The 20935-nt window shown below is 43.4% G+C and carries 19 protein-coding genes; 11 read left to right on the top strand and 8 right to left on the bottom strand.

From position 1 onward, the window contains the following. Positions 1-9 precede the first annotated feature (9 nt). Complete coding sequence (gene dnaA / locus NQU59_RS03435; protein WP_005244796.1) at positions 10-1404, bottom strand: chromosomal replication initiator protein DnaA; 1395 nt, start codon at positions 1402-1404, stop codon at positions 10-12. A gap of 667 nt (positions 1405-2071) precedes the next feature. Between dnaA and rpmH the strand changes: the two genes are divergently transcribed. The 5 genes from rpmH (at position 2072) to mnmE (ending at position 6193) form a co-directional block, all read left to right on the top strand. Continuing rightward, a complete protein-coding gene (gene rpmH, locus NQU59_RS03430; RefSeq protein WP_000831329.1) occupies positions 2072-2206 on the top strand; it encodes a 50S ribosomal protein L34 in 135 nt (44 codons plus the stop codon). Positions 2207-2233: 27 nt separating this feature from the next. Then, positions 2234-2629 carry a ribonuclease P protein component gene (gene rnpA / locus NQU59_RS03425; RefSeq protein WP_005244795.1) on the top strand — a complete coding sequence of 132 codons (396 nt, stop codon included), beginning with the start codon at positions 2234-2236 and terminating at the stop codon, positions 2627-2629. A 9-nt stretch (positions 2630-2638) separates the two neighbouring features. Beyond that, positions 2639-2959, top strand: a complete 321-nt coding sequence (gene yidD, locus NQU59_RS03420) for a membrane protein insertion efficiency factor YidD (protein WP_004660550.1) — start codon at positions 2639-2641, stop codon at positions 2957-2959. Between the two features lie 5 nt (positions 2960-2964). Next, on the top strand, positions 2965-4722 hold the full coding sequence (yidC, locus tag NQU59_RS03415; protein WP_005244793.1) for a membrane protein insertase YidC: 1758 nt from the start codon (positions 2965-2967) through the stop codon (positions 4720-4722). A gap of 115 nt (positions 4723-4837) precedes the next feature. Then, positions 4838-6193 carry a tRNA uridine-5-carboxymethylaminomethyl(34) synthesis GTPase MnmE gene (gene mnmE / locus NQU59_RS03410; protein ID WP_257065026.1) on the top strand — a complete coding sequence of 452 codons (1356 nt, stop codon included), beginning with the start codon at positions 4838-4840 and terminating at the stop codon, positions 6191-6193. A 55-nt stretch (positions 6194-6248) separates the two neighbouring features. Here mnmE and NQU59_RS03405 read toward each other — a convergent pair whose 3' ends face one another. Then, positions 6249-7430, bottom strand: coding sequence for a PilT/PilU family type 4a pilus ATPase (locus NQU59_RS03405; RefSeq protein WP_257065025.1), 1182 nt, complete (start codon positions 7428-7430; stop codon positions 6249-6251). Positions 7431-7866: 436 nt separating this feature from the next. Here NQU59_RS03405 and NQU59_RS03400 point away from each other — a divergent pair, with 436 nt between their 5' ends. Beyond that, entirely contained in the window at positions 7867-8565 is a 699-nt protein-coding gene (locus NQU59_RS03400; protein ID WP_010590072.1) for a DsbC family protein, read from the top strand. A 58-nt stretch (positions 8566-8623) separates the two neighbouring features. On the opposite strand, the gene NQU59_RS03395 is transcribed toward NQU59_RS03400, so the two are convergent. From NQU59_RS03395 to NQU59_RS03380, 4 genes are all read right to left on the bottom strand, one after another. Next, positions 8624-8875 carry a GlsB/YeaQ/YmgE family stress response membrane protein gene (locus NQU59_RS03395; protein ID WP_005244788.1) on the bottom strand — a complete coding sequence of 84 codons (252 nt, stop codon included), beginning with the start codon at positions 8873-8875 and terminating at the stop codon, positions 8624-8626. Positions 8876-9128: 253 nt separating this feature from the next. Next, a complete protein-coding gene (gene hpt, locus NQU59_RS03390) occupies positions 9129-9656 on the bottom strand; it encodes a hypoxanthine phosphoribosyltransferase (protein WP_005244785.1) in 528 nt (175 codons plus the stop codon). A gap of 224 nt (positions 9657-9880) precedes the next feature. After that, positions 9881-11197, bottom strand: a complete 1317-nt coding sequence (gene guaD, locus NQU59_RS03385) for a guanine deaminase (protein ID WP_257065023.1) — start codon at positions 11195-11197, stop codon at positions 9881-9883. 571 nt (positions 11198-11768) lie between these two features. Further along, positions 11769-12725 carry a TerC family protein gene (locus tag NQU59_RS03380; protein ID WP_257065022.1) on the bottom strand — a complete coding sequence of 319 codons (957 nt, stop codon included), beginning with the start codon at positions 12723-12725 and terminating at the stop codon, positions 11769-11771. A 392-nt stretch (positions 12726-13117) separates the two neighbouring features. On the opposite strand from NQU59_RS03380, the gene NQU59_RS03375 reads away from it, so the two are divergent. Next, positions 13118-14317 (top strand): low temperature requirement protein A, encoded by a 1200-nt coding sequence (locus NQU59_RS03375; RefSeq protein ID WP_005244776.1) that lies wholly within the window; start codon positions 13118-13120, stop codon positions 14315-14317. 59 nt (positions 14318-14376) lie between these two features. Here the strand turns inward: NQU59_RS03375 and NQU59_RS03370 are convergent, their stop codons facing one another. Then, positions 14377-15294, bottom strand: coding sequence for a LysR family transcriptional regulator (locus tag NQU59_RS03370; RefSeq protein ID WP_257065021.1), 918 nt, complete (start codon positions 15292-15294; stop codon positions 14377-14379). Positions 15295-15400: 106 nt separating this feature from the next. Between NQU59_RS03370 and NQU59_RS03365 the strand changes: the two genes are divergently transcribed. The 4 genes from NQU59_RS03365 to NQU59_RS03350 are packed head-to-tail and all read left to right on the top strand — an operon-like array spanning position 15401 to position 19225. Continuing rightward, the gene (locus NQU59_RS03365) at positions 15401-16630 is read left to right on the top strand and encodes an acyl-CoA dehydrogenase family protein (RefSeq protein WP_257065020.1); all 1230 of its coding nucleotides are present in this window, start codon (positions 15401-15403) and stop codon (positions 16628-16630) included. Positions 16631-16646: 16 nt separating this feature from the next. Continuing rightward, the gene (locus tag NQU59_RS03360; RefSeq protein WP_257065019.1) at positions 16647-17768 is read left to right on the top strand and encodes a phosphotransferase family protein; all 1122 of its coding nucleotides are present in this window, start codon (positions 16647-16649) and stop codon (positions 17766-17768) included. Beyond that, entirely contained in the window at positions 17765-18463 is a 699-nt protein-coding gene (locus tag NQU59_RS03355) for a histidine phosphatase family protein (protein WP_257065018.1), read from the top strand. Before NQU59_RS03360 ends, NQU59_RS03355 begins: the two co-directional genes overlap by 4 nt. Before the next feature lie 18 nt (positions 18464-18481). Further along, the gene (locus NQU59_RS03350; RefSeq protein ID WP_005244766.1) at positions 18482-19225 is read left to right on the top strand and encodes an SDR family oxidoreductase; all 744 of its coding nucleotides are present in this window, start codon (positions 18482-18484) and stop codon (positions 19223-19225) included. A gap of 235 nt (positions 19226-19460) precedes the next feature. Here the strand turns inward: NQU59_RS03350 and mpl are convergent, their stop codons facing one another. Further along, positions 19461-20822: a UDP-N-acetylmuramate:L-alanyl-gamma-D-glutamyl-meso-diaminopimelate ligase gene (gene mpl, locus NQU59_RS03345; protein WP_005244765.1), complete on the bottom strand. Its 1362-nt coding sequence runs from the start codon at positions 20820-20822 to the stop codon at positions 19461-19463. Positions 20823-20935 lie beyond the last annotated feature (113 nt).

Here is a 20935-nt window from a genome sequence, read left to right as displayed (position 1 = left end):
AAAAATAGATTAACTTTGTAACAGACGAAGTAAGTTTTTATAGTCTTCATTAAAAATAGGGTCTTCTTCCCGCAAACTGACTACTTTTTCACAAGCATGCATCACGGTACTATGGTCTCGACCACCAAACGCCATCCCAATTTCAGGAAAGCTATCCCCTGTTAATTCACGTGCAAGCCCCATGGCGAGCTGACGTGGGCGCGCATAAATACGCGTACGTTTTGGTCCAATCAATTCTTTCAGCGGAATACGGAAATATTCACTCACCACCCGCTGGATATTTTCCACACTGATGGTGCGTGCACGAATCGCCAGGACATCTTTCAAAGACTCACGGACCACATCCAAATCAATGACTGTGCCTTTGAAACGTGAAATCGCCACTACTTTATTCAACGCTCCTTCAAGCTCACGTACGTTGGCAACGACTTGTTGAGCAATAAATAAAGCACAGTTTCGCGGCAAATCTACACCACTATTTTCTGCTTTTTTCAGCAAAATTTCGATACGGGTTTCAATATCAGGGGGTTCAACGCCGACCGATAAGCCCCATGAAAAACGAGACACCAAACGTGGATCAAGTTCAGTCAGTTCTTTGGGATAACGGTCTGAAGTTAAAATAATTTGCTTGGATTCATCCAGTAAGGCATTGAAAGTATAGAAGAATTCAACAAGACTTGCCTCTTTTCCAGCGAGTAAGTGAATATCATCGACCAAGAGTAAATCTAAAGAACGACAATTTTTCTTAAATTCTTCAACCTTACCTTTTTGTAAAGAACTGACAAAGTCCTGAACAAAACTTTCAGAGGTCATATACATCACACGTGCATTTGGTTTGGCTTGTAATAGCGCATTACCCACCGCTTGCATCAAGTGTGTTTTACCTAAACCTGTTGGACCATAGAGAAACAAAGGATTGTGCTGAGATGCCCCCAATTGGGTTAAGACTTTACGACACGTTTCAGCGGCCATTTGATTGGAACGGCCTTCAACAAATAAAGAAAAGGTAAATAGTGGATTGAGTTGTCTTTTCTTAGGTATTTTTGTGACATTTTGACTAGGTTGTACTAAATCGGATTCTTTTTTCACTTTTACTGGCGTGGCAACAGGCGTGCTCAGTGCAGCTGTGGTGGTCGCAGGTTGCTCATTAGAAGACAAAATTGTGCCTGGACGCGAATCAACCAGAATTTCAACCTGACGAACTCGGCCTTCAGAGAGTTGTTCAGCAAGAATAGCAATCAGTTCTAAATGGTTATCTTGAATATAGCGTGTCCAATAAGGGTTTGGTGCGTATAAACGCATCACACCATCAACCTCTTCGGCAACTAAAGGACGAATCCACATCGCAAAGACGTTATCAGAGAGCTCTTGTCGCAAGCGAGTTAAGCAGTCTGTCCAGAGCATGTGCATCCCCTATTCCATCCATTTTTAAATTCAAAAAATAAAAATCACCACACCCATCTTTCGAAGGGGTCGCCATTCTAACCAAGTTATCCACATCTGTCAGGCAAATTTATGAGACTTTTGCTGAAAAAGAAAGCATTCGTTTATAAATTCAAATTTAAAACCACTTGTGTATAACTTTTTGCACAAGCTGTGGATAGTTTTAACCCTAAAGTTATCCACAATTTATAAAATTGATAAAAACATGGTTATCCACACCATAACTCTATGTTTATTTATAGAAAAACATCACTTTCCACAGAATAAATCCACACTAATAAGAATAAATTTGAATTTTAAATTTGAATTACTTATAGGGCTTAAGCAAATTGTGGATAACTGAGCATATCGAAATTTAAATTCAAAATCCAAGAATTAAATTTAAATTAGAAGATGGATTGTTGATAAGCCTGTCTGCAAGCTGTGAATATAGCTGAATGTTGATATAATATAAATAGATAGCTTGTGTATATTTTTTGTTTTCTATTAAGCAGAATGTTTAAGTGCAGTTTTATTGCATCAAAACAGAACAAACAAAATGTAAAGTTTTTGATTTTCCATTGACAGCGTAAACATTGCACAATAAAATCGCGGACCTTTATAGAAAGATCATTTTGGGAGTTTCGATATGAAACGTACTTTCCAACCATCTGAATTAAAGCGTAAACGCGTTCATGGTTTCCGCGCTCGTATGGCTACTAAAGCAGGTCGTCAAGTTTTAGCTCGTCGTCGTGCAAAAGGTCGTCATAGCTTAACTGTTTAATACTGTTAAGCTGACCAGATTTGGGTGATGACACTTTACAGTTTCGGCGCAGAATCTCGTATTCGTTGTGCCGCAGATTATAAAAGTGTATTTGATGGTGCGCTTTTTAAAGTGCATCAACCCCATTTCCTTTTTTTAGCAAAATTAACCGAACAGCCTAAAAGCCGTTTGGGTATTGTCGTTGCTAAGAAGAAAGTACGCCGCGCGCATGAACGAAATCGAATAAAGCGTCTTGCTCGGGAGAGTTTCCGTTTACATCAAGCGCAATTTAATGCTGATATCGATATTGTGGTGATGCCTAAAGTAGGTATAGAAGCAATCGCAAATCAAGAATTACATCAACAATTAGATTTTGCTTGGCAAAAATTACAACGTTTAGCAAAGAAGCATTCCAAAGTCGTTGTGACATCCCTCCAGAATTAGAGATCTCCAATGGTACGTTTACTGCATTGGTTGATAAGATGTTACCAAATCGCAATTAGTCCATTATTGGGTCCTCGTTGTCGCTATATTCCTACCTGCTCACAATATGCAATTGAAGCATTGCAAACGCATGGTGCGGTCAAAGGAGTATGGTTATCGACTAAGCGAATTTGCCGTTGTCATCCTTGGGGTGGTTCAGGCTATGATCCAGTTCCTCGCAAAGCACTTCGTTTTATTTCGTTTCATCAAATAGATTCTCAAATGCATCACGTTGCTGTACCCTTTCGTGATCGTTTATTCAAGCAAAATCTCTCTAACCATTTGGGATAATAGATATGCAACAATGGGCCAGATTTGCAATTCTTGGAGCCATGTTTGTTACCGCATATTTGCTTATTTTGGCTTGGCAAAAAGACTATGGTCATGCTGCACCAGCACCGCAACAACAAGCGGCGGTTGTCACTGCACATGATGTATCTGCAGATTTGCCAAATGCTCAAAATGCAACAGCGGCTTCAGACTTGCCACAAGCAAATGTGACTGCATCACAAGCTACAGAAACGCCTTCTGTAAGTCAGCAACTGATTTCAGTGCAAACTGATCTTTACCATCTTTGGATCAACCCAAAAGGTGGTGATATCGTTCGTATTGAATTGTTAAGCCATGATGAAAGCAAAGACAGCAATAAACCGTTTGTTATGCTGGAAAGTGATGCGAAACGTACTTACGTCGCTCAATCGGGTTTAATTGGTTTAAATGGACCTGATAGTAGCCGTGGCGGACGCCCAATGTATGATGTTGAAAAAACAGCATATACATTGGCCGATGCAAAAAGCATCGCATCAAAAGATGGCAAGACACAGCAAGTGTTGACTGTGCCATTGGTATTTAAAACACCTGAGGGTGTGGAAGTGATCAAATCGTTCACCTTCACGCAAGGTGATTACCCAATTACAGTAAAACACCAAGTCATTAACCGTAGCCAGCAAAACTGGCAAGGTCAAATGTTTGGTCAGTTAAAACGTGATAATTCGGATGATCCTGGTAAATCTTCTCAAGGTATTTTCACACTTGGAACTTATCTAGGGGGCGCTTGGGGTACACCAGATGCGCACTATAACAAGTTAAAATTCAGCAATTTTAATGATGAGAAATTGAATGTTGATGCCAAAGGCGGCTGGGTTGCCATGGTTCAGCACTATTTCGTCAGTGCATGGATTCCGGGTAATTTAAAACTGACTCAAGCGGATGGTCAGCCTTATACTGCTAAACTTGAATCGCGTCAGTCTGCGGACCATATGAATATCATGGGCTTCACCTCTCCCGTGATCAATGTACCGGCCGGTACCTCAATGGAAGTGGATGCAAAACTGTATTCTGGTCCTAAAATTCAATCTGAACTCAAAGACTTAGCGGCTGGATTAAACCAAACTGTAGATTACGGTTGGTTATGGCCAATTGCGAAGTTATTGTTCTTAGGTTTGCAATTCTTCCATAACCTTGTGGGGAACTGGGGTTGGTCAATTATCTTATTGACAATCTTGGTAAAAGCCATTTTATGGCCACTTTCTTCAAAAAGTTATCGCTCAATGGCGAAAATGCGTGTAATTGCACCTGAAATGCAACGCATGAAAGAAGAATTTGGCGAAGACCGTATGCGTTTCTCACAAGAAATGATGGCGTTGTACAAGCGTGAACAAGTTAATCCATTGTCTGGTTGCTTGCCATTGCTATTACAAATGCCGATTTTCTTAGCCTTGTATTGGGTGTTGATGGAATCAGTTGAACTTCGTCATGCACCGTGGTTAGGCTGGATTCAAGATTTATCTGCAATGGATCCATGGTTTATCTTGCCGTTGATCATGGGTGTCACCATGTTCGTTCAGCAAATGTTGAACCCGCAACCGACTGATCCTATGCAGGCTAAAGTGTTCCGTATCATGCCAATCATGTTTACGGTATTCATGTTGTTCTTCCCTGCCGGTTTGGTGCTTTACTGGATCGTCAACAACAGTATTACCATTTTACAACAATGGTTTATTAACAAAGGTGTCGAAAAAGACCGTCTTAACAAGGTTGAGCCGAGCGCTTAAGTTCGAACTTTTACTGAATAAATCCGCTTAAGATGGTAATCTTAGGCGGATTTTTCTTTGGCTGTATTTAGGGTTTTAATTTTATAACCCTTGCGTTTTTTTAGGTGAATTTAACATGCAACATCAAACCACAATTGCTGCGATTGCTACCCCTTTAGGTCGTGGCGGTGTGGGGGTGATTCGACTCTCTGGACCGAAAGCCTATGCCATTGCAGAGCAACTGACCCAGAAACAGCTGCCTGCTGCACGAATGGCGGGCTTCCGCCAGTTTTGTGATTCCGATGGTGCCGTGATGGATGAAGGCATTGTGTTATGTTTCCCGAATCCGCATTCCTTTACAGGTGAAGATGTGGTGGAACTGCAAGGCCATGGTGGCCCAGTCATTCAGAATGCGCTATTAGCACGTTTACTTGATTTGGGCGCAACTGCGGCAAAGGCCGGTGAGTTTTCCATGCGTGCCTTTGAAAATGGCAAGATGGACTTGGTACAAGCCGAAGCGATTGCCGATTTGATTGACGCCACCTCACAGGCAGCGGCACGTTCCGCGGTACGCTCTTTACAAGGCGCATTTTCAACCAAAATTAATACCGTTTTAGAAAAACTGATTCACTTACGCTTACATGTTGAAGCTGCAATTGATTTTCCAGAAGAAGAAATCGATTTTCTAGCCGATGGCAAGATTTTAGCTTTACTTGATGAGGTACAAGACTCGGTTCAAGCAGTGCAACAGTCTGCGCGCCAAGGCCAATTGCTACGTGAAGGTCTACAGGTGGTGATTGCGGGTAAGCCAAATGCGGGTAAATCGAGCCTGTTAAACGCACTCGCTGGCCATGAACGTGCCATTGTGACCGATATTGCAGGGACTACCCGTGATGTGCTGCATGAAAAGATCAGTTTAAATGGCTTGCCGATTACTTTAACCGATACTGCAGGCTTACGTGAAACGGGCGATATCGTTGAACAGGAAGGGATTCGTCGTGCCATCAAGGAAATTGAACAGGCCGATTTGTTACTGTTGGTGTATGACTTGAATCAAGGCGATGAACCTTTACAGCTGGCACATGAATATTTTGCTGATCATCTGGAGCCAAAGCGTTTATTGTTGATTGGCAATAAATGTGATTTAACGGGTCAGGCTGCGACTTTGAGTGATTATCAAGGTTTCCGGCATATTAGTGTCTCAGCCAAACAAGAGATGGGGGTTCAGGCGCTCATAGATGCGATTACAGCGCATGCAGGCTTCCAACCTGAGGAAGATACCTTTATCGCCAGAACACGTCATTTAGACGCAATGAAGCGTACTCAGCGCTATTTATCCGAAGCACGCGAGCAACTTGTGGTCTTTAATGCAGGTGAACTGGTGGCTGAGTCATTGCGTTTGGCGCAAAATGCCTTGGGTGAAATCACCGGTGATTTCAGTGCCGATGACTTGCTGGGTAAGATTTTTGGTTCGTTTTGTATTGGTAAATAATAAATTAAATCAAATAAAAAAGGCTTAGATTGGGAATAATCTAAGCCATTGTTTATCAATTTTCTTCTTGCTCTTCTTTCGGTTTCTCATCTGGAACTACATTTAACGCCGTCATCATTGCTTCAGGCACACCTTCTTGGCGAGAGGCCCTTAATTTGATCTGTAAGCGTAGTTCATTGACTGAATCGGCATTGCGCAGGGCTTCATCATAGCTGATCGCGCCTTCGTTATACAGCTCAAATAAGGCCTGATCGAAGGTCTGCATGCCCAGCTCACGCGATTTACTCATAATCTCTTTCAGTGCGTGGAATTGACCTTTGAGAATGTTGTCTGCAATCAATGGGGTATTCAGCAAAATTTCAATTGCAGCACGACGGCCCTTACCATCTTGGGTACGGACTAAACGTTGCGAAATAATCCCTTTCATGTTGGATGAAAGATCCATCAGCAACTGATTGCGACGTTCTTCTGGAAAGAAGTTAATAATTCGATCCAAGGCTTGGTTGGCATTGTTGGCGTGCAAGGTACCTAAGCAGAGATGCCCTGTTTCAGCAAAGGCAATCGCATGTTCCATGGTCTCGGTATCACGGATTTCGCCAATTAGAATCACATCAGGTGCCTGACGCAAGGTGTTTTTCAAGGCATGATGCCAGGAATGGCAATCGACCCCGACTTCACGATGGGTAATCATGGATTTTTTATGCTTATGCACATATTCCACAGGGTCTTCAACGGTAATGATATGGCCTGCTGAATTTTCATTGCGGTGGTCAATCATGGCAGCCAGAGAGGTTGATTTTCCAGAACCTGTTCCACCCACAACCAAGACCAGACCACGTTTTTCCATAATCACGTGTTTCAGTGATTCTGGCAGTTTAAGTTTCTGAAAGTTTGGGATTTCTGAGGTAATGGTCCGGATCACCATACCGATTTGTAGCTGCTGTTTAAACACATTGACGCGGAAACGTGAAACATTCGGGACATTGATTGCAAAGTTGCATTCCCATTCGCTTTCAAATTCTTGGCGTTGTTTTTCATTCATCAAACTATAGGCAAATAGCTTGGTCTTATCTGCTGTGAGTGCTTGCTGTCCTAAGGGGCGCATTAAGCCTTGCAATTTAATACTGGGCGGAAAATCGGCAGTGATAAATAAGTCTGACCCCTCATACTCGACAACTTTGCTGAGCATGTGAAACATAAAGGTTTTGGCTTCTTCTAATAGTTCCGCGTTATACATTGATCTACCTAAATTTTAAATGAAACGAGGTCCATTTCTGTAATACGTTGATAATTTCCCGCTAAGGGAAACATATTTTTGTTTCTTGAAAATGAATGCTGATAGGGAGATGAATTTTACTCAATTTAAATAAAGTTTGTCCCTTCATTCTCACCGTATTGGGATGCAGCGTAAATTATTCCAAAAAGCTTGGCTGAGATCTAGCTAATTTTTAAAATTATTTAATAATTATCAATGTGATGAGTTTGATTTTTGGGTTTTTATTAAAGGGAGGAACTGCGTAATGCGTGCTCACCCATTGGGAGAATTAAGGCGAATGTTCCACGTGAAACATCGCGAAAATTGGTTGGGTTTTGGTTGTTGCTCCGTAAGCGGCTCTGTCGGTGGAAGCCAGACTGATTACAATAGCCGTTGATTTTTGAGTTGAGTGTTCATGATGTTAAAAAAAATTGGGATGTTCTCATTGTTGAGTTGTATTTCTGCCATCAGTTTAGCCAATGTCGATAGCTTAAAAAGCAATTTAACTAAGCAGTATCCCAATATTCAGGTAACCAATATTCAGGCGACTGAAATGAATGGTTTATATAGTGCCAGTTTGGATAATCAGATCATTTACTTGGATGAAAGTGCGCAGCACATGTTTGTCGGCTCAATGGTTCGTTTAAAAGATCAGAAGAACCTCACTAAGGATTTAGTCATCCAGCAAAACTCGATGGACTGGAAACAACTGCCTTTAAAGGATGCGATTAAAACGGTTAAAGGCAATGGTAAGCGTCAATTGGCGGTGTTTTCCGACCCTAACTGTTCTTATTGCAAAAAATTAGAAGCAGAGCTGGATAAACTGACTGATGTAACGATTTATACCTTTATTTATGCATTAAAACCTCAATCCATCGCAGTGTCAAAATCGGTATGGTGTGATGCTAATCAGGCCTATGCATGGAAAAACTTGTTGCAAAAGAATGTGCAACCCAAGGAAAAAAGCTGTGCCAATCCGATTGAACGTAACCTCGAACTGGGACGTAAACTCGGCGTAGATGGAACACCAACGTTGATCTTTGGTAATGGTCTGAAAATGGTCGGTGGGCGTAGTGCTGAAGAAATTCAGATGATCTGGAAAGAGTTGGGACTATAGCCGATAAAAAAGCCCAATTCCTGCGAATCAGTGAACTGGGCTTTTGCTTGCCTGTAACTTAGCTTTTTTTGGTGACCAGATTATAAATAAATAGAATAATGATGGCACCAACCACGGAAGCAATGAAACCTGCCGCCGAGTTTTCCGCATATAAGCCCAGTAAACGGCCACCATAGGTGGCAAGTAATGAACCTGCAATACCTAATAGGGTGGTTACAATAAAGCCTGCTTTGTCATCTCCAGGATGGATCGCACGAGCAATTAAACCAGCAAAAAAACCAACAACAATTGCCACAATTAGGGACCACATTGTCTTTTCTCCTTGTTTTAACAAAGGTATTTCCTATTATCCTGCTTGATAGGAAGGTGCTTTGTCTGTAGTGGATTACGGAGTTATGTCGTATTTTTGTGCATGGTTAGCAATATTGCGTGATTGAAGCGCAATAAAAAAGGTGCTTGTCAGCACCTCAATTTGAAGCTTGCACTGGGATGTTCACCGCCTAAGCTGAAACTTATCATTGACGCCATTTATGAGTATGAAATGCCCATACACATGCGTTGGCTTAAAGACCGATTTCACCAATAAAAGGTAAATGGCGATATTTCTGATCAAAATCGAGTCCATAACCGACGATAAAGCGATCTTCAACTTCAAAACCAAGGAATTTAACATCCAGAGGAATTTCACGGCGTGAGGGTTTACTGACCAAAGTACAGAGTTCAATTGAATTGGGATTACGGGTTTTAAGCATTTCAACCACTTTGCTTAAGGTATTTCCAGAGTCAATAATATCTTCAACCACGAGTACATCTTTACCGTGAATTTCACCATCCAGGTCTTTTAGGATTTTAACATCACGTGATGAGACCGTGCCGCCAGCATAACTAGAGACCGTCATAAAATCGAGTTCGTGTGGTTTTTCAATTGAGCGGCATAGGTCTGCCATGAAAATGACTGAACCACGTAATAGGCCGATCAGTACCAGTTCTTTATCACTTTGAGCATAGTGTGCATTGATCTTTTCACCCAGTTCTTTGACTTTGGCTTGAATCTCTTCACTTGAAATCATAATGCGCATTGCAATGGTCATCGGTAGATTCCTAACACTTAAAAACGGGAAAATAAAAAAGGTGTTGACCTGCAACACCTCGAAATCTTGAGCTAATCTGCCAATTTTAAAACAAAATCACCGTTCATGCACCTTTTGATGATGAAGAATGTGTTTCATTTTGAGCAGATGCACGGTCACGTTTTAATAGAACCGCACATCCAATCGCCAATATGATCCACCCAAGTCTTTGTTTATTTAAACGTTTAGCTTTGGCTATAGGCTTTTTGTCCATAAATATAGGTTGCCTCAATATTTCGGTCATCGCCCATGGTGAATAAGGCAAATAAGCTGTCATCAACCGATTTTGAACGTGATTGACGTAATTGTTGTAACGCGGTTGCTTGGAGATTGAGCACCACAAAATCGGCTTCTTTACCGATATTAAAGTTACCGAGTTTGTCGTCTAAATCGAGGGCTTTTGCACCACCTAAAGTTGCATGATACAGCGATTCAAAGGCAGACAGTTTATCGCCTTGCAGCTGCTGTACCTTGTAGGCTTCGTTGACGGTTTGCAATAGGCTAAACGAGGTCCCTGCCCCAACGTCGGTACCAAGCCCCACTTTTACCTGTTGTTCCCAAGTCTTGTTCAATGGAAATAAACCGCTGCCCAAGAACAGGTTTGAGGTTGGACAGAAGGCAATTGCAGAGTCTGTTTCATGCATACATTTCCACTCGGCATCTTCTAAATGCACACAGTGCGCGAATACCGAGCGTTGACCAGTTAGACCATAATGATGATAGACATCAAGATAGCCTTTTTGCTCAGGAAACAAATCTTTCACCCATGCGATTTCATCTTTGTTTTCGCTTAAATGGGTATGCACATAGACATCTGGGAATTGGGCTTTGAGCTGGCCTGCTTTTTCGAGTTGTTCAGGCGTCGAAGTGGGTGCGAAGCGTGGGGTAATCGCATACAGTGCGCGACCCTGACCATGCCACTTTTCGATTAATGCCTTAGAATCCTCATAGCCGCTGGCTGCAGTGTCGCACAAGGCTTCTGGTGCATGACGATCCATCATCACCTTACCCGCGATTAAACGCATCTGATGCTGTTGTGCAGCTTCAAATAAGGCATCCACCGATTCAGGATGTACCGTACAGAACACCAAGGCTGTCGTGGTACCATTTTTAAGCAGTTCAGTGACAAAGAATTGTGCAATTTCCTGTGCGTAAGCTTTGTCTTTAAACTGGATTTCGGTTGGGAAGGTATAAGTATTTAACCAACTGAGTAATTGTTCGCCGTAGGCACCGACCATTTCAGTTTGTGGAAAATGGATATGGGTATCGATCATGCCCGGAATGATCAATTGTTCTGGATAATGTTGAATCTCAACGTTTGCAGGAAGGTGGGCTTGAGCGTCATTCCACGTGCCAAACCAGCGGATTTTGCCCTGCTCGGTAATCAGGATACCATCTTCGATATAACGGACTTGATCGGCAATTTCAGCCGCTTGGGAAACGGTTTTTTGAATATCTAAGAAGCGACCACGAATCACCGTGATTGGAGTAGCCAAAGTCATAACAACCTACAATTTTACTTTTTTCGGTTGATTGTACCTGATTTTGCCAAAGTTACTGGATTATTCATCTCATTCACAGGTTTAAAAGGTATATAAATGTGACTTATGATTTGAACCAATTCAGCTCGGGAAGATAGAAATCGTTGCCTTTTCCGCTGCTGAGCCAAAGTAAGGCAATCGAAGCAGACAGGTTGATCTGATTAGGCACTGCGCTGCTTGGGATAGGATGTTGCAACAACAAATTCTGTTGTATGAATATGGTTTGGGCGCATTTACTGGGTCATGTCTTTGACTTGCAAAATACTGTGTCGATATGATCTATCATGATATAACCGAGCCTGATTCCAGCAGAGAAAAGCAATTGTATTAAGCGTTACACATCTTTGCTGAATAGCACTGTGATGTGTGAATCAGGCCTTGGAGTTGAGTGGGATGTCTCCGACCAGACTGAAAAAATTAAGCTATTGATCTCAATCAAGCAGGCTGTATCGCTATGGTCTAAATTGCCATGAGTTGATGATGCTCAAATCAAAAGGGCCTTCATTGAAGACCCTTTTGATCGGCTTCGCGATTATTGCGCTTGGCGTTGGTTATGACGTAACGAGAGATAAGCGGTGATGCTCAAGACCAGGACGATAAAGCCGAGTGAAATCCAGATTGGCATGTGGAATACATCGAGCAATAACATTTTTGCACCAATAAACAATAAGATGATGCCCAAGCCATACGGTAGATAATGCATTTTGCTTGCAGCACCAGCCAACAGGAAGAACATTGCACGTAAGCCTAAAATCGCCATTAAGTTTGCGGTTAACACAATGAACGGGTCACTGGTCACGGCGAAAATTGCAGGAATAGAATCCACCGCAAAAATCACATCAGATGCTTCTACCAAGATTAATACCAAGAATAAAGGCGTTGCCCATAACATCCCATTCTGGCGAACAAAGAACTTATTGCCTTCTAACTGCGGGGTAATCCGCATGTGTTTGCGTAACCATTTCAGTAGCTTGATATCTTCAATATTGGTTTCTTCTTCGTCCTGCCCTTTCAGGAACTTAAAGCCGGTGTAGACCAGAAATGCGCCGAAAATATACAGCACCCAAGAGAACTCTTGTACAAACCAAGCACCAATAAAGATAAAGATGGTTCTTAAAATGATGGCGCCGAGTACGCCGTACAGCAGGATTTTACGCTGGAATGCAGGAGGAATCGCAAACGCTGCGAAAATCATCAGCCAGACAAAGACGTTGTCAATTGCCAGCGACTTTTCCAGTAAATAACCTGCAAAGTATTCCATGGTTTTTTGGTTGGCGATGGTTGCACCTACGGTTTGTTGTAAGTACAGCCACAAACCACCACCAAAAATCATGGCAACGGTGACCCAAGCAATACTCCAGTAAGCCGCTTGCCTGATGGGGACATCTTGGTTCTGTTTTTGTTTAAAGCCTAAAAAGTCGACCAGTAGCATGATGGTCACGATTGCGAAGAACGCAACGTACAGCCATAAATTACCGATAGTTTCCATCACAACTCCCTATCTGGCAAATGGACATAAAAAAACCTTGACCAGTTGCCAGATGAATTAAATAAAACATCTGTTTCAACATGATCAAGGTCTTGCCTACATCACGATCGCTTGTGATGCTCAGAGTCCGACTTTTTGCAAAGTGTAATGACGATACTCTGACACCTAAATCGTTAAAAGCCACGATCTAGGCTTGGAGGAGGCTACTCCCCTTGTCAAATTCTGTTATGGATGATGAGATCCAAAGCTAGGCATAGAATTACATAAATAATCGATTTAAGCAAATCTTCAATGCATAAATTTTAAGCATTTTTATGCGCTAGCCGATAGGTAAATTAATACAGATGGATTAAGTTAGAACTGAAGGCTGAATATTGTTCTGAGAAGAAGACATGAGTACTAAAAAAAATCAAAACAAAATACGAAAATTATTTGCTCCCCGTGACCCTGATGAAGCCCATCGAGCAGCCACGCCATTAGAACTTTTATTTGACCTGATTTTTGTGGTTGCGATTGCAACCGCAGGACAACAGCTTCATCACGCGATTATTGAAGGTCATTTATGGCATGCTTTACCGACCTATTGTATGGTGTTCTTCGCCTTGTGGTGGGCATGGATGAATTTCACTTGGTTTGCCTCTGCCTATGACAATGATGACACGCTGTACCGTTGTCTGACCTTTGTGCAGATTGTCGGATCATTAGTGATGGCGGCAGGCATTCCCGCGGTTTTTCAACAACACAATTTTGATGTCATTATCATTGGCTATGTGATTATGCGTTTGGCCTTGGTGACACAATGGATACGTGTGGCAAAACATGATCCTGAACGAAGGGTAACCGCCTATCGCTATGCGACTGGTATTGTCTTGGTGCAGTTGGGATGGTTAATTGGCAATTTTAGTGCCATACAAATGACCCCCGTACTTTTCCTGATTTTGGTTTTTGCTGAATTGGCTGTACCGTTGTATGCAGAAAAATATGCGGTGACGCCTTGGCACCCTCATCATATTGTTGAGCGTTATGCATTACTCACGATCATTGTGTTGGGGGAGTCAATCATCGGGAGTTTTGCAGCCACTCAGGAAGCCTTTGCCAATCATGATGTGAATTTTAAAGAAATTTTTTTAGTCATTGGCGGCTTATTGATGATGTTCGCCATGTGGTGGGTCTACTTTGATCGCAGTCATCATCACCATCAACGTCATGGGGTGCAGCCTTTTTTATGGGGTTACGGTCATTTTTTTATCTTTATCAGTATTGCGGTTCTGGGGGCAGCTTTAGCAGCCGCGGTCGATGTTTCAACGCGACATGCCCATATTTCCAGTCCAATGATGGGATGGTTAATTGCGACCTGTTTGGCCATTTATAGCACCTATATTTGGTTGTTCTATGAAGCTTTTTATTTGTCAGGCTGGAGACGTTGGCTTTATCCGCTGACCATTTTGATTCTTTATTCGATTCCTTGTTTCTTTGCGGATATTGGCTATATGATTTTTGCGATGGCGGTGGTTTATATTCTTCGTCTGATGCTTGCTAAGGCCTACTTAAGTCATGAGCTTGATTTGCAACAGCTGGCATCAAGCAAATAATCAAAGGCTCCCAAGATAGATATCCGCAGATAGGCGAATAAGCAATGCATTCGCCTGCTCTAATTAAAAATTTTTAAAATTTCGGTGCGTAAAAATTGGTGTCGTGGGTTATGTGTGACGTGGTCATGCCAATACATGCCCATGTTGATTTTAGGCAATTCAATCGGCAGGGTGTGAATCTTTAAATGCTTCGCATAATGCAGATGTTTCAGAATACTTTGTGGAATCGTTAACACCGCATTGGGGTATTGAGCCAAAACTTGTAGTGCGGTTGAATAATGCTGACAACGCAGGAAAATTTGCCGAGACAGTTGTTGCCGATTCAGATAAATATCTTCCAGCAATAAGCCCGTGCGTCGTGATGACACACCAATATGCGGTGAGGATAGATACTGAGTCAAATTCATCTCAGGCTGCTGGGTACAGACCACAAAATGGTCATCAATCAGATTTTCAAACTGCAGATGTGCCTGCTGGGGTTGTACCAGATCAATCACAAAATCGATTTGTTGGGCCGAGAGATCGGCCAACATATTTTTACGATCCAGCTTGGAACTCAAGAACTGAATGTCCAGACTCAGTTGGGCAAAATGATGTACCAGTTGTGGAAAAATAATCGGTTCGATTTCATCATGAATGGCAATTTTTAGGCTGTGCAGCATACTGGGCACAAAATCATGTTGCGGCACGGCAATCTGTTGAATACTCAGCAATGCGCTCTGGATCGGCCGATAAATTTGCTCGGCATAAGGCGTTGGCAGCATTTTTTGCCCGCTGCGTACAAATAACTCATCTCCAAGTTGTGTGCGTAAACGCTGCAAGGCATGACTGACCGCAGATTGGCTGATACACAACAATTGCGCCGCTTTGGAAATACTTTTTTGTTCAAAAATCGCAATAAACAGCGGATATAAATTGATATCAATACGATGAAAATGAGCCACTTCCAGTGGGCTGGTATTATGAATCTGATTCATAGTTTTGAATAAAATAAAATCATTTCATTCATAATAAATTTTCGCTTATGGTGATGTAAAGCGGCGAATCACGTTTCGCCAAATTTTTACTTTGAGGGACATGAGGATGTTTGCATTATCTGACCGCGCACAGGATTTTATTGCACGAACACACGCCTTTATTCAACAAGAAATAGAACCGATTGAAAAAGCCTTCTGGGATGAAGTCCATCATCTGAATGTCGATGGCGACTGGACCCAATGGCAATGGCCCGATCAACTGGAACAGCTGAAAAGTAAAGCCAAAGCAGCGGGCTTATGGAACATGTTCTTGCCTGATGCAGAACTGGGTGCAGGTCTGTCGGTACAGGAATATGCGCATATTGCGGAACTGACAGGACGCAGTCTGCTTGCCCCAACGGTTTTTAACTGTAATGCGCCGGATAGTGGCAATATGGAAGTGTTATGGCGCTATGGCAGTGAGCAGCAAAAACAACAATGGTTGCAACCCTTACTCGCGGGTGAAATCCGTTCCGTGTTCTGCATGACTGAACCCGCAGTCGCTTCCAGTGATGCCACCAATATGCAAGCCACGGCGGTGATTGAGGGCGATGAGATCGTCTTGAATGGACGCAAATGGTGGTCATCGGGTTTGGGCGATCCGAATGCCAAAGTGATTATTTTCATGGCCTATACCCCCGATCCAAGCAAAGACCGCCATCATCAACATTCGATGGTATTGGTACCGATTGACACCCAAGGGGTGACGATCGAAAGAATGTTGCCTGTGTTTGGTGATTACGATGCACCACATGGCCATGGGCAAGTCAATTTTGACCATGTACGTGTACCTCTCAGCAACTTTATTGGCGGTGCAGGCCAAGGATTTGAAATTGCGCAAGGGCGTTTAGGGCCCGGGCGGATTCACCATTGTATGCGTTGTATTGGCGCAGCTGAAAAAGCGCTGGAGCTGATGATTGATCGTGGTATGTCGCGTAAAGCCTTTGGCAAGGAAATTCTCAAGCTCGGTGGTAATTTAGAACGGGTCGCAGATGCGCGTGTGCAAATCGATCAGGCGCGTTTATTGACGCTGTATGCCGCTTATAAGATGGATACGCTGGGCAATATGGCAGCCTTGACGGAAATCTCTGCGATTAAAGTGGTGGCGCCGAACGTATTGCAACATGTGGTCGATATGGCAATCCAGATTCACGGCGGTGAAGGCGTTTCACGCGATACCCCACTGACCGCATTTTTTAATCAAGCGCGTAGTTTACGTTTGGCCGATGGACCTGATGAAGTCCATAAAGGCATGATTGCCAAACTCGAACTGAAAAAACGTGGCTATGCTCGTTGATAAGGAAAATACAAGAATGACAATGATTGATATCGGTGGACAGGTTCGCCATGGTGAAGAACTGGATATTGCAGCAGTTGAAAACTGGCTAAAACACCAAGGTGTGGATTTGCAAGGACAGGCACAAGTGACCCAATACTCAGGGGGCGCATCGAATTGGACCTATCGACTGCAGTATGACAATGCCGACCTGATCTTACGCCGCCCACCAAAAGGTACCAAAGCCAAATCAGCGCATGATATGGCGCGTGAATACAATGTGCAGAAGCATCTGGCGCCGTTCTACCCTGTGCTGCCTGAGATGCTTGCACTGTGTCAGGATGACAGCGTCATCGGTTGCGATTTTTATGTGATGAAGCGGATTGAAGGCATTATTCCCCGTGCTAATTTACCCAAAGAATTACAGCTGGATGCGTCACAGGTACAGCAACTTTGCCTGAATGTCTTAGATAAGTTGATTGAGCTGCACCAAGTGCCTTATCAAGGCACTGAACTGGAAAAACTGGGTAAAGGCGAAGGCTATTGCCGCCGTCAGGTTGAGGGATGGGATGCACGTTATAGCAAAGCCCTGACACCGAATGTGCCCGATTTTGCCTTTGTGCGTGAATGGCTGCAACAACATATCCCTGCCGATACAAAAACCTGCGTGATTCATAATGACTGGCGTTTTGATAATGTCATTTTAGACCCACAACAACCGACTCAAGTGATTGGCGTACTGGACTGGGAAATGGCGACACTCGGCGATCCTTTGATGGATCTGGGCAGCGCCCTCGCCTACTGGATTCAAGAGGATGATGATGCCCTGATGAAATCCAGCCGCCGTCAACCGACCAATTTAAAAGGTATGCTGACACGGCAACAGGTGGTGGATTACTATCTGGAAAAGACCGGTTTACAGCCTGCCAATTGGGCTTTTTATGAAGTGTTTGGCTTGTTCCGTTTGGCCGTGATTGCTCAGCAGATTTATTATCGTTTTTACCATCAGCAAACCGATAATCCAGCCTTTAAAGATTTCTGGATCATGATTCATGCCTTACATATTCGGGCTTTAAAACTGATTGCACAAAACAATCCGCAAGCACGAGCATTGATTGCTGAATATGGTGCAAAACTACAGGATATTTTAAAACGATGACCACAATTTATTTGGTACGGCATGGGCAGGCATCTTTTGGTGCAGCAAGTTATGACCAGCTTTCAGCCAAAGGTGAGCAGCAGGCACAGGTTGTCGGTGATTTTTTTAAACAGACGCTGAAACAAACACCGCTGATTGTGGCAGGTTCGATGCAACGCCATCAGCAAACAGCGCAACTGGCTTTATCAAAAAGTTTTCAGGATGCACCGATACAAACAGAGTCGGCTTGGAATGAATTTGACCATCAGCAGGTGTTTGCCCAATATGAGCCGCGTTTTAATCAACCTGAATTGCTGAAACAGGATGTCGATTTGGTGGCCAATCCTCGGGCTTATCTGGCCAAAATCTTTGATGGCGCGATTGATCGCTGGATTGGCAAGCAATATGACCATGAATATCATGAAACATGGTTAGGCTTCCAAACCCGTGTAGAAAACGCTTTGCACGATTTGTGTCAGCAGCTTGATGCGACACAGCAGCGCCAGGCATTGGTATTTAGTTCTGGTGGTGTGATTTCTGTGGCGGTCGGTCAGGTGTTGGGGCTGAATGCCAAACAGATTTTTGCGCTGAATTGGTCGATTGCCAATGCCAGTATCACCACACTGCGCTGGTCAGATGATCGTTTGCAATTACTCAGTTTTAATGAGCATCAGTATTTAAAAGCACGTGATGCTGAACTTTTAACATGGATTTAAAAAAAATAGGTGGCAGGCATGGCAAAGACGATTTTAATTACAGGGGCAAGTTCGGGCTTGGGCGCAGGTATGGCGCGTGAATTTGCAGCTAAAGGCTACAATCTGGCGCTTTGTGCACGACGCCTAGAGCGTTTGGAAAGCTTACAACAACAGTTGCAAAGCCAGTTTTCGGTACAGGTGAAGATTAAAACCCTTGATGTGACCCATTACGATGATGTATTTACGGTTTTTCATGCCTTTCAGCAAGAGTTTGGCACGATTGACCGAATTATTGTGAATGCTGGTGTTGGCGATGGTCGCCGTATTGGTAAGGGGCATTTTGAAGTGAATCGCGCCACGGCGGAAACCAATTTTATTTCGGCACTGGCACAGTGTGAAGCCGCGGTTGAAATCTTTAGGGCGCAGAATAGAGGCCATTTGGTGGTGATTTCTTCGATGAGTGCGATGCGTGGTTTACCCAAGCATTTATCGACTTATGCTGCCAGTAAAGCTGCGGTGGCGCATTTGGCGGAAGGGATTCGCGCTGAGTTGCTGGATACACCAATTAAAGTTTCAACGATTTTCCCAGGTTATATTCGCACTGAGCTGAATGAGGGTGCGAAAAAACTACCCTTTGAAGTGGATGAAAAAACCGGAAGCAAGGCTTTGGTCAAAGCGATTGAGAAGGAACCTGTGAAAGCCTATGTACCGCAGTGGCCGTGGTTGCCAATGGGGATTGCAATGAAGATTTTGCCGTTGAAATTGGTGAATAAATTGAGTTGATTGCCATTTAAAATGGATTGGAGATATCTCTAATTGGCAAGATTTTACAGCCTCATATAGGTTGAATCATTAACTGGTTTGGGTATAGGCGCTCCCTTACTTTCCAAAGATGAAAAGTAACAAAAATCTTTTGTTGGACTGATGGTATATCCCTATACCACAGTCCAACGGGCAGCATCCATGCCGCCTGCCACGATAGCGAATACTGTGACAAAATTGTGGGCTATGCGCTAGATTACGACAAAGCCGTAATCAACTTTTGGTGTAAACCACCAAAACCGCCATTGGACATGATCACTACCGCGTCGCCCTCACCTGCTTCATTGACCACACGGGCAATGATTTCATCTAAAGAGCGGCTGACTTCAGCCTTGTTTGCTGATGCTGCAATCACGGGTTGTAAATCCCAATCTAAACCTTCTGGTTGATACCAAATCACTTCATCGGCCAAACGTGCAGAGTGTGCTAAACCATCTTTATGACTGCCCATACGCATGGTGTTAGAACGAGGTTCAATGATGGCCCATAACTTACGTTCACCTAAGCGTTTACGTGCGCCGTCCAAAGTGGTTTCAATCGCAGTTGGGTGATGGGCAAAGTCATCATAGACTTCGATACCACGCACGGTGCCTAACAGCTCCATACGACGTTTAACCCCACCGAAGTTGGATAAGGCTTCACAGGCTTGCGCAAGGCTGACACCGACGTGCTGTGCCGCTGCAATCGTTGCCAACGCATTGGCCACACTATGTTGTCCAGTCATATTCCATTTCACTTCACCGGCCACTTTGCCGTGCTCAAGTACTTTAAAGTGACTGCCATCGACACTGATCAATTCAGCAGATAAAGCGGCTTGATCATTTGGCTCAAGACTGGTGCGAAGCACAGGTGTCCAGCAGCCCTGCGCTAATACTTCATCAATATTGGTCTCAGTAATCGGTGCAATAATACGACCTTCACTTGGAATGGTACGTACTAAATGATGGAACTGTTTCTGAATCGCAGCCAGATCATCAAAAATATCGGCGTGGTCAAATTCAAGATTATTAAGAATCGCCGTTTTTGGGTGGTAGTGTACAAATTTAGAACGTTTATCGAAGAAGGCCGAATCATATTCATCCGCTTCTACACAGAAATATTTGCCACCACCTAGACGTGCACTTTCGCTAAAACCCAAAGGTACACCACCGATCAAAAAGCCTGGATTTAAGCCCGCTTGATCTAATACCCACGCCAGCATGGTGGTGGTGGTGGTTTTACCATGTGTACCCGCAACACCAAGCACATGTTTGCCTTGTAATACATGGTCAGCCAAGAATTGTGGACCCGAAATATAAGGCAGTCCTTCATTCAACATGTACTCGATCGCATCAATGCCACGTTTCATGGCATTGCCGACGATGACAAGATCTGGATGCGGTTGTAAATGGCTGCGGTCATAGCCCTGCATGAGCTCGATTCCCGCATTTTCCAGTTGGGTCGACATCGGTGGATAAACATTGGCATCTGAACCTGTGACTTTATGTCCTAAATCTCGTGCGAGTAGAGCCAGAGACCCCATAAACGTGCCACAAATACCCAAAATATGCAGATGCATAACGCGCCTTCTCCACTGCTTTTCATACAGCACTGATATCGTATGTATGATTGTCATTATCAATAAAAATCAAACGCAACGATAACAAGGCTTGCATGGAAAAGATAGTCAAA

The sequence above is a fragment of the Acinetobacter colistiniresistens genome (assembly GCF_024582815.1).
GTDB lineage: Bacteria > Pseudomonadota > Gammaproteobacteria > Pseudomonadales > Moraxellaceae > Acinetobacter.
Note: the sequence above shows the minus strand (reverse complement) of the source record. Positions and strands in the feature narration are given on the sequence as shown.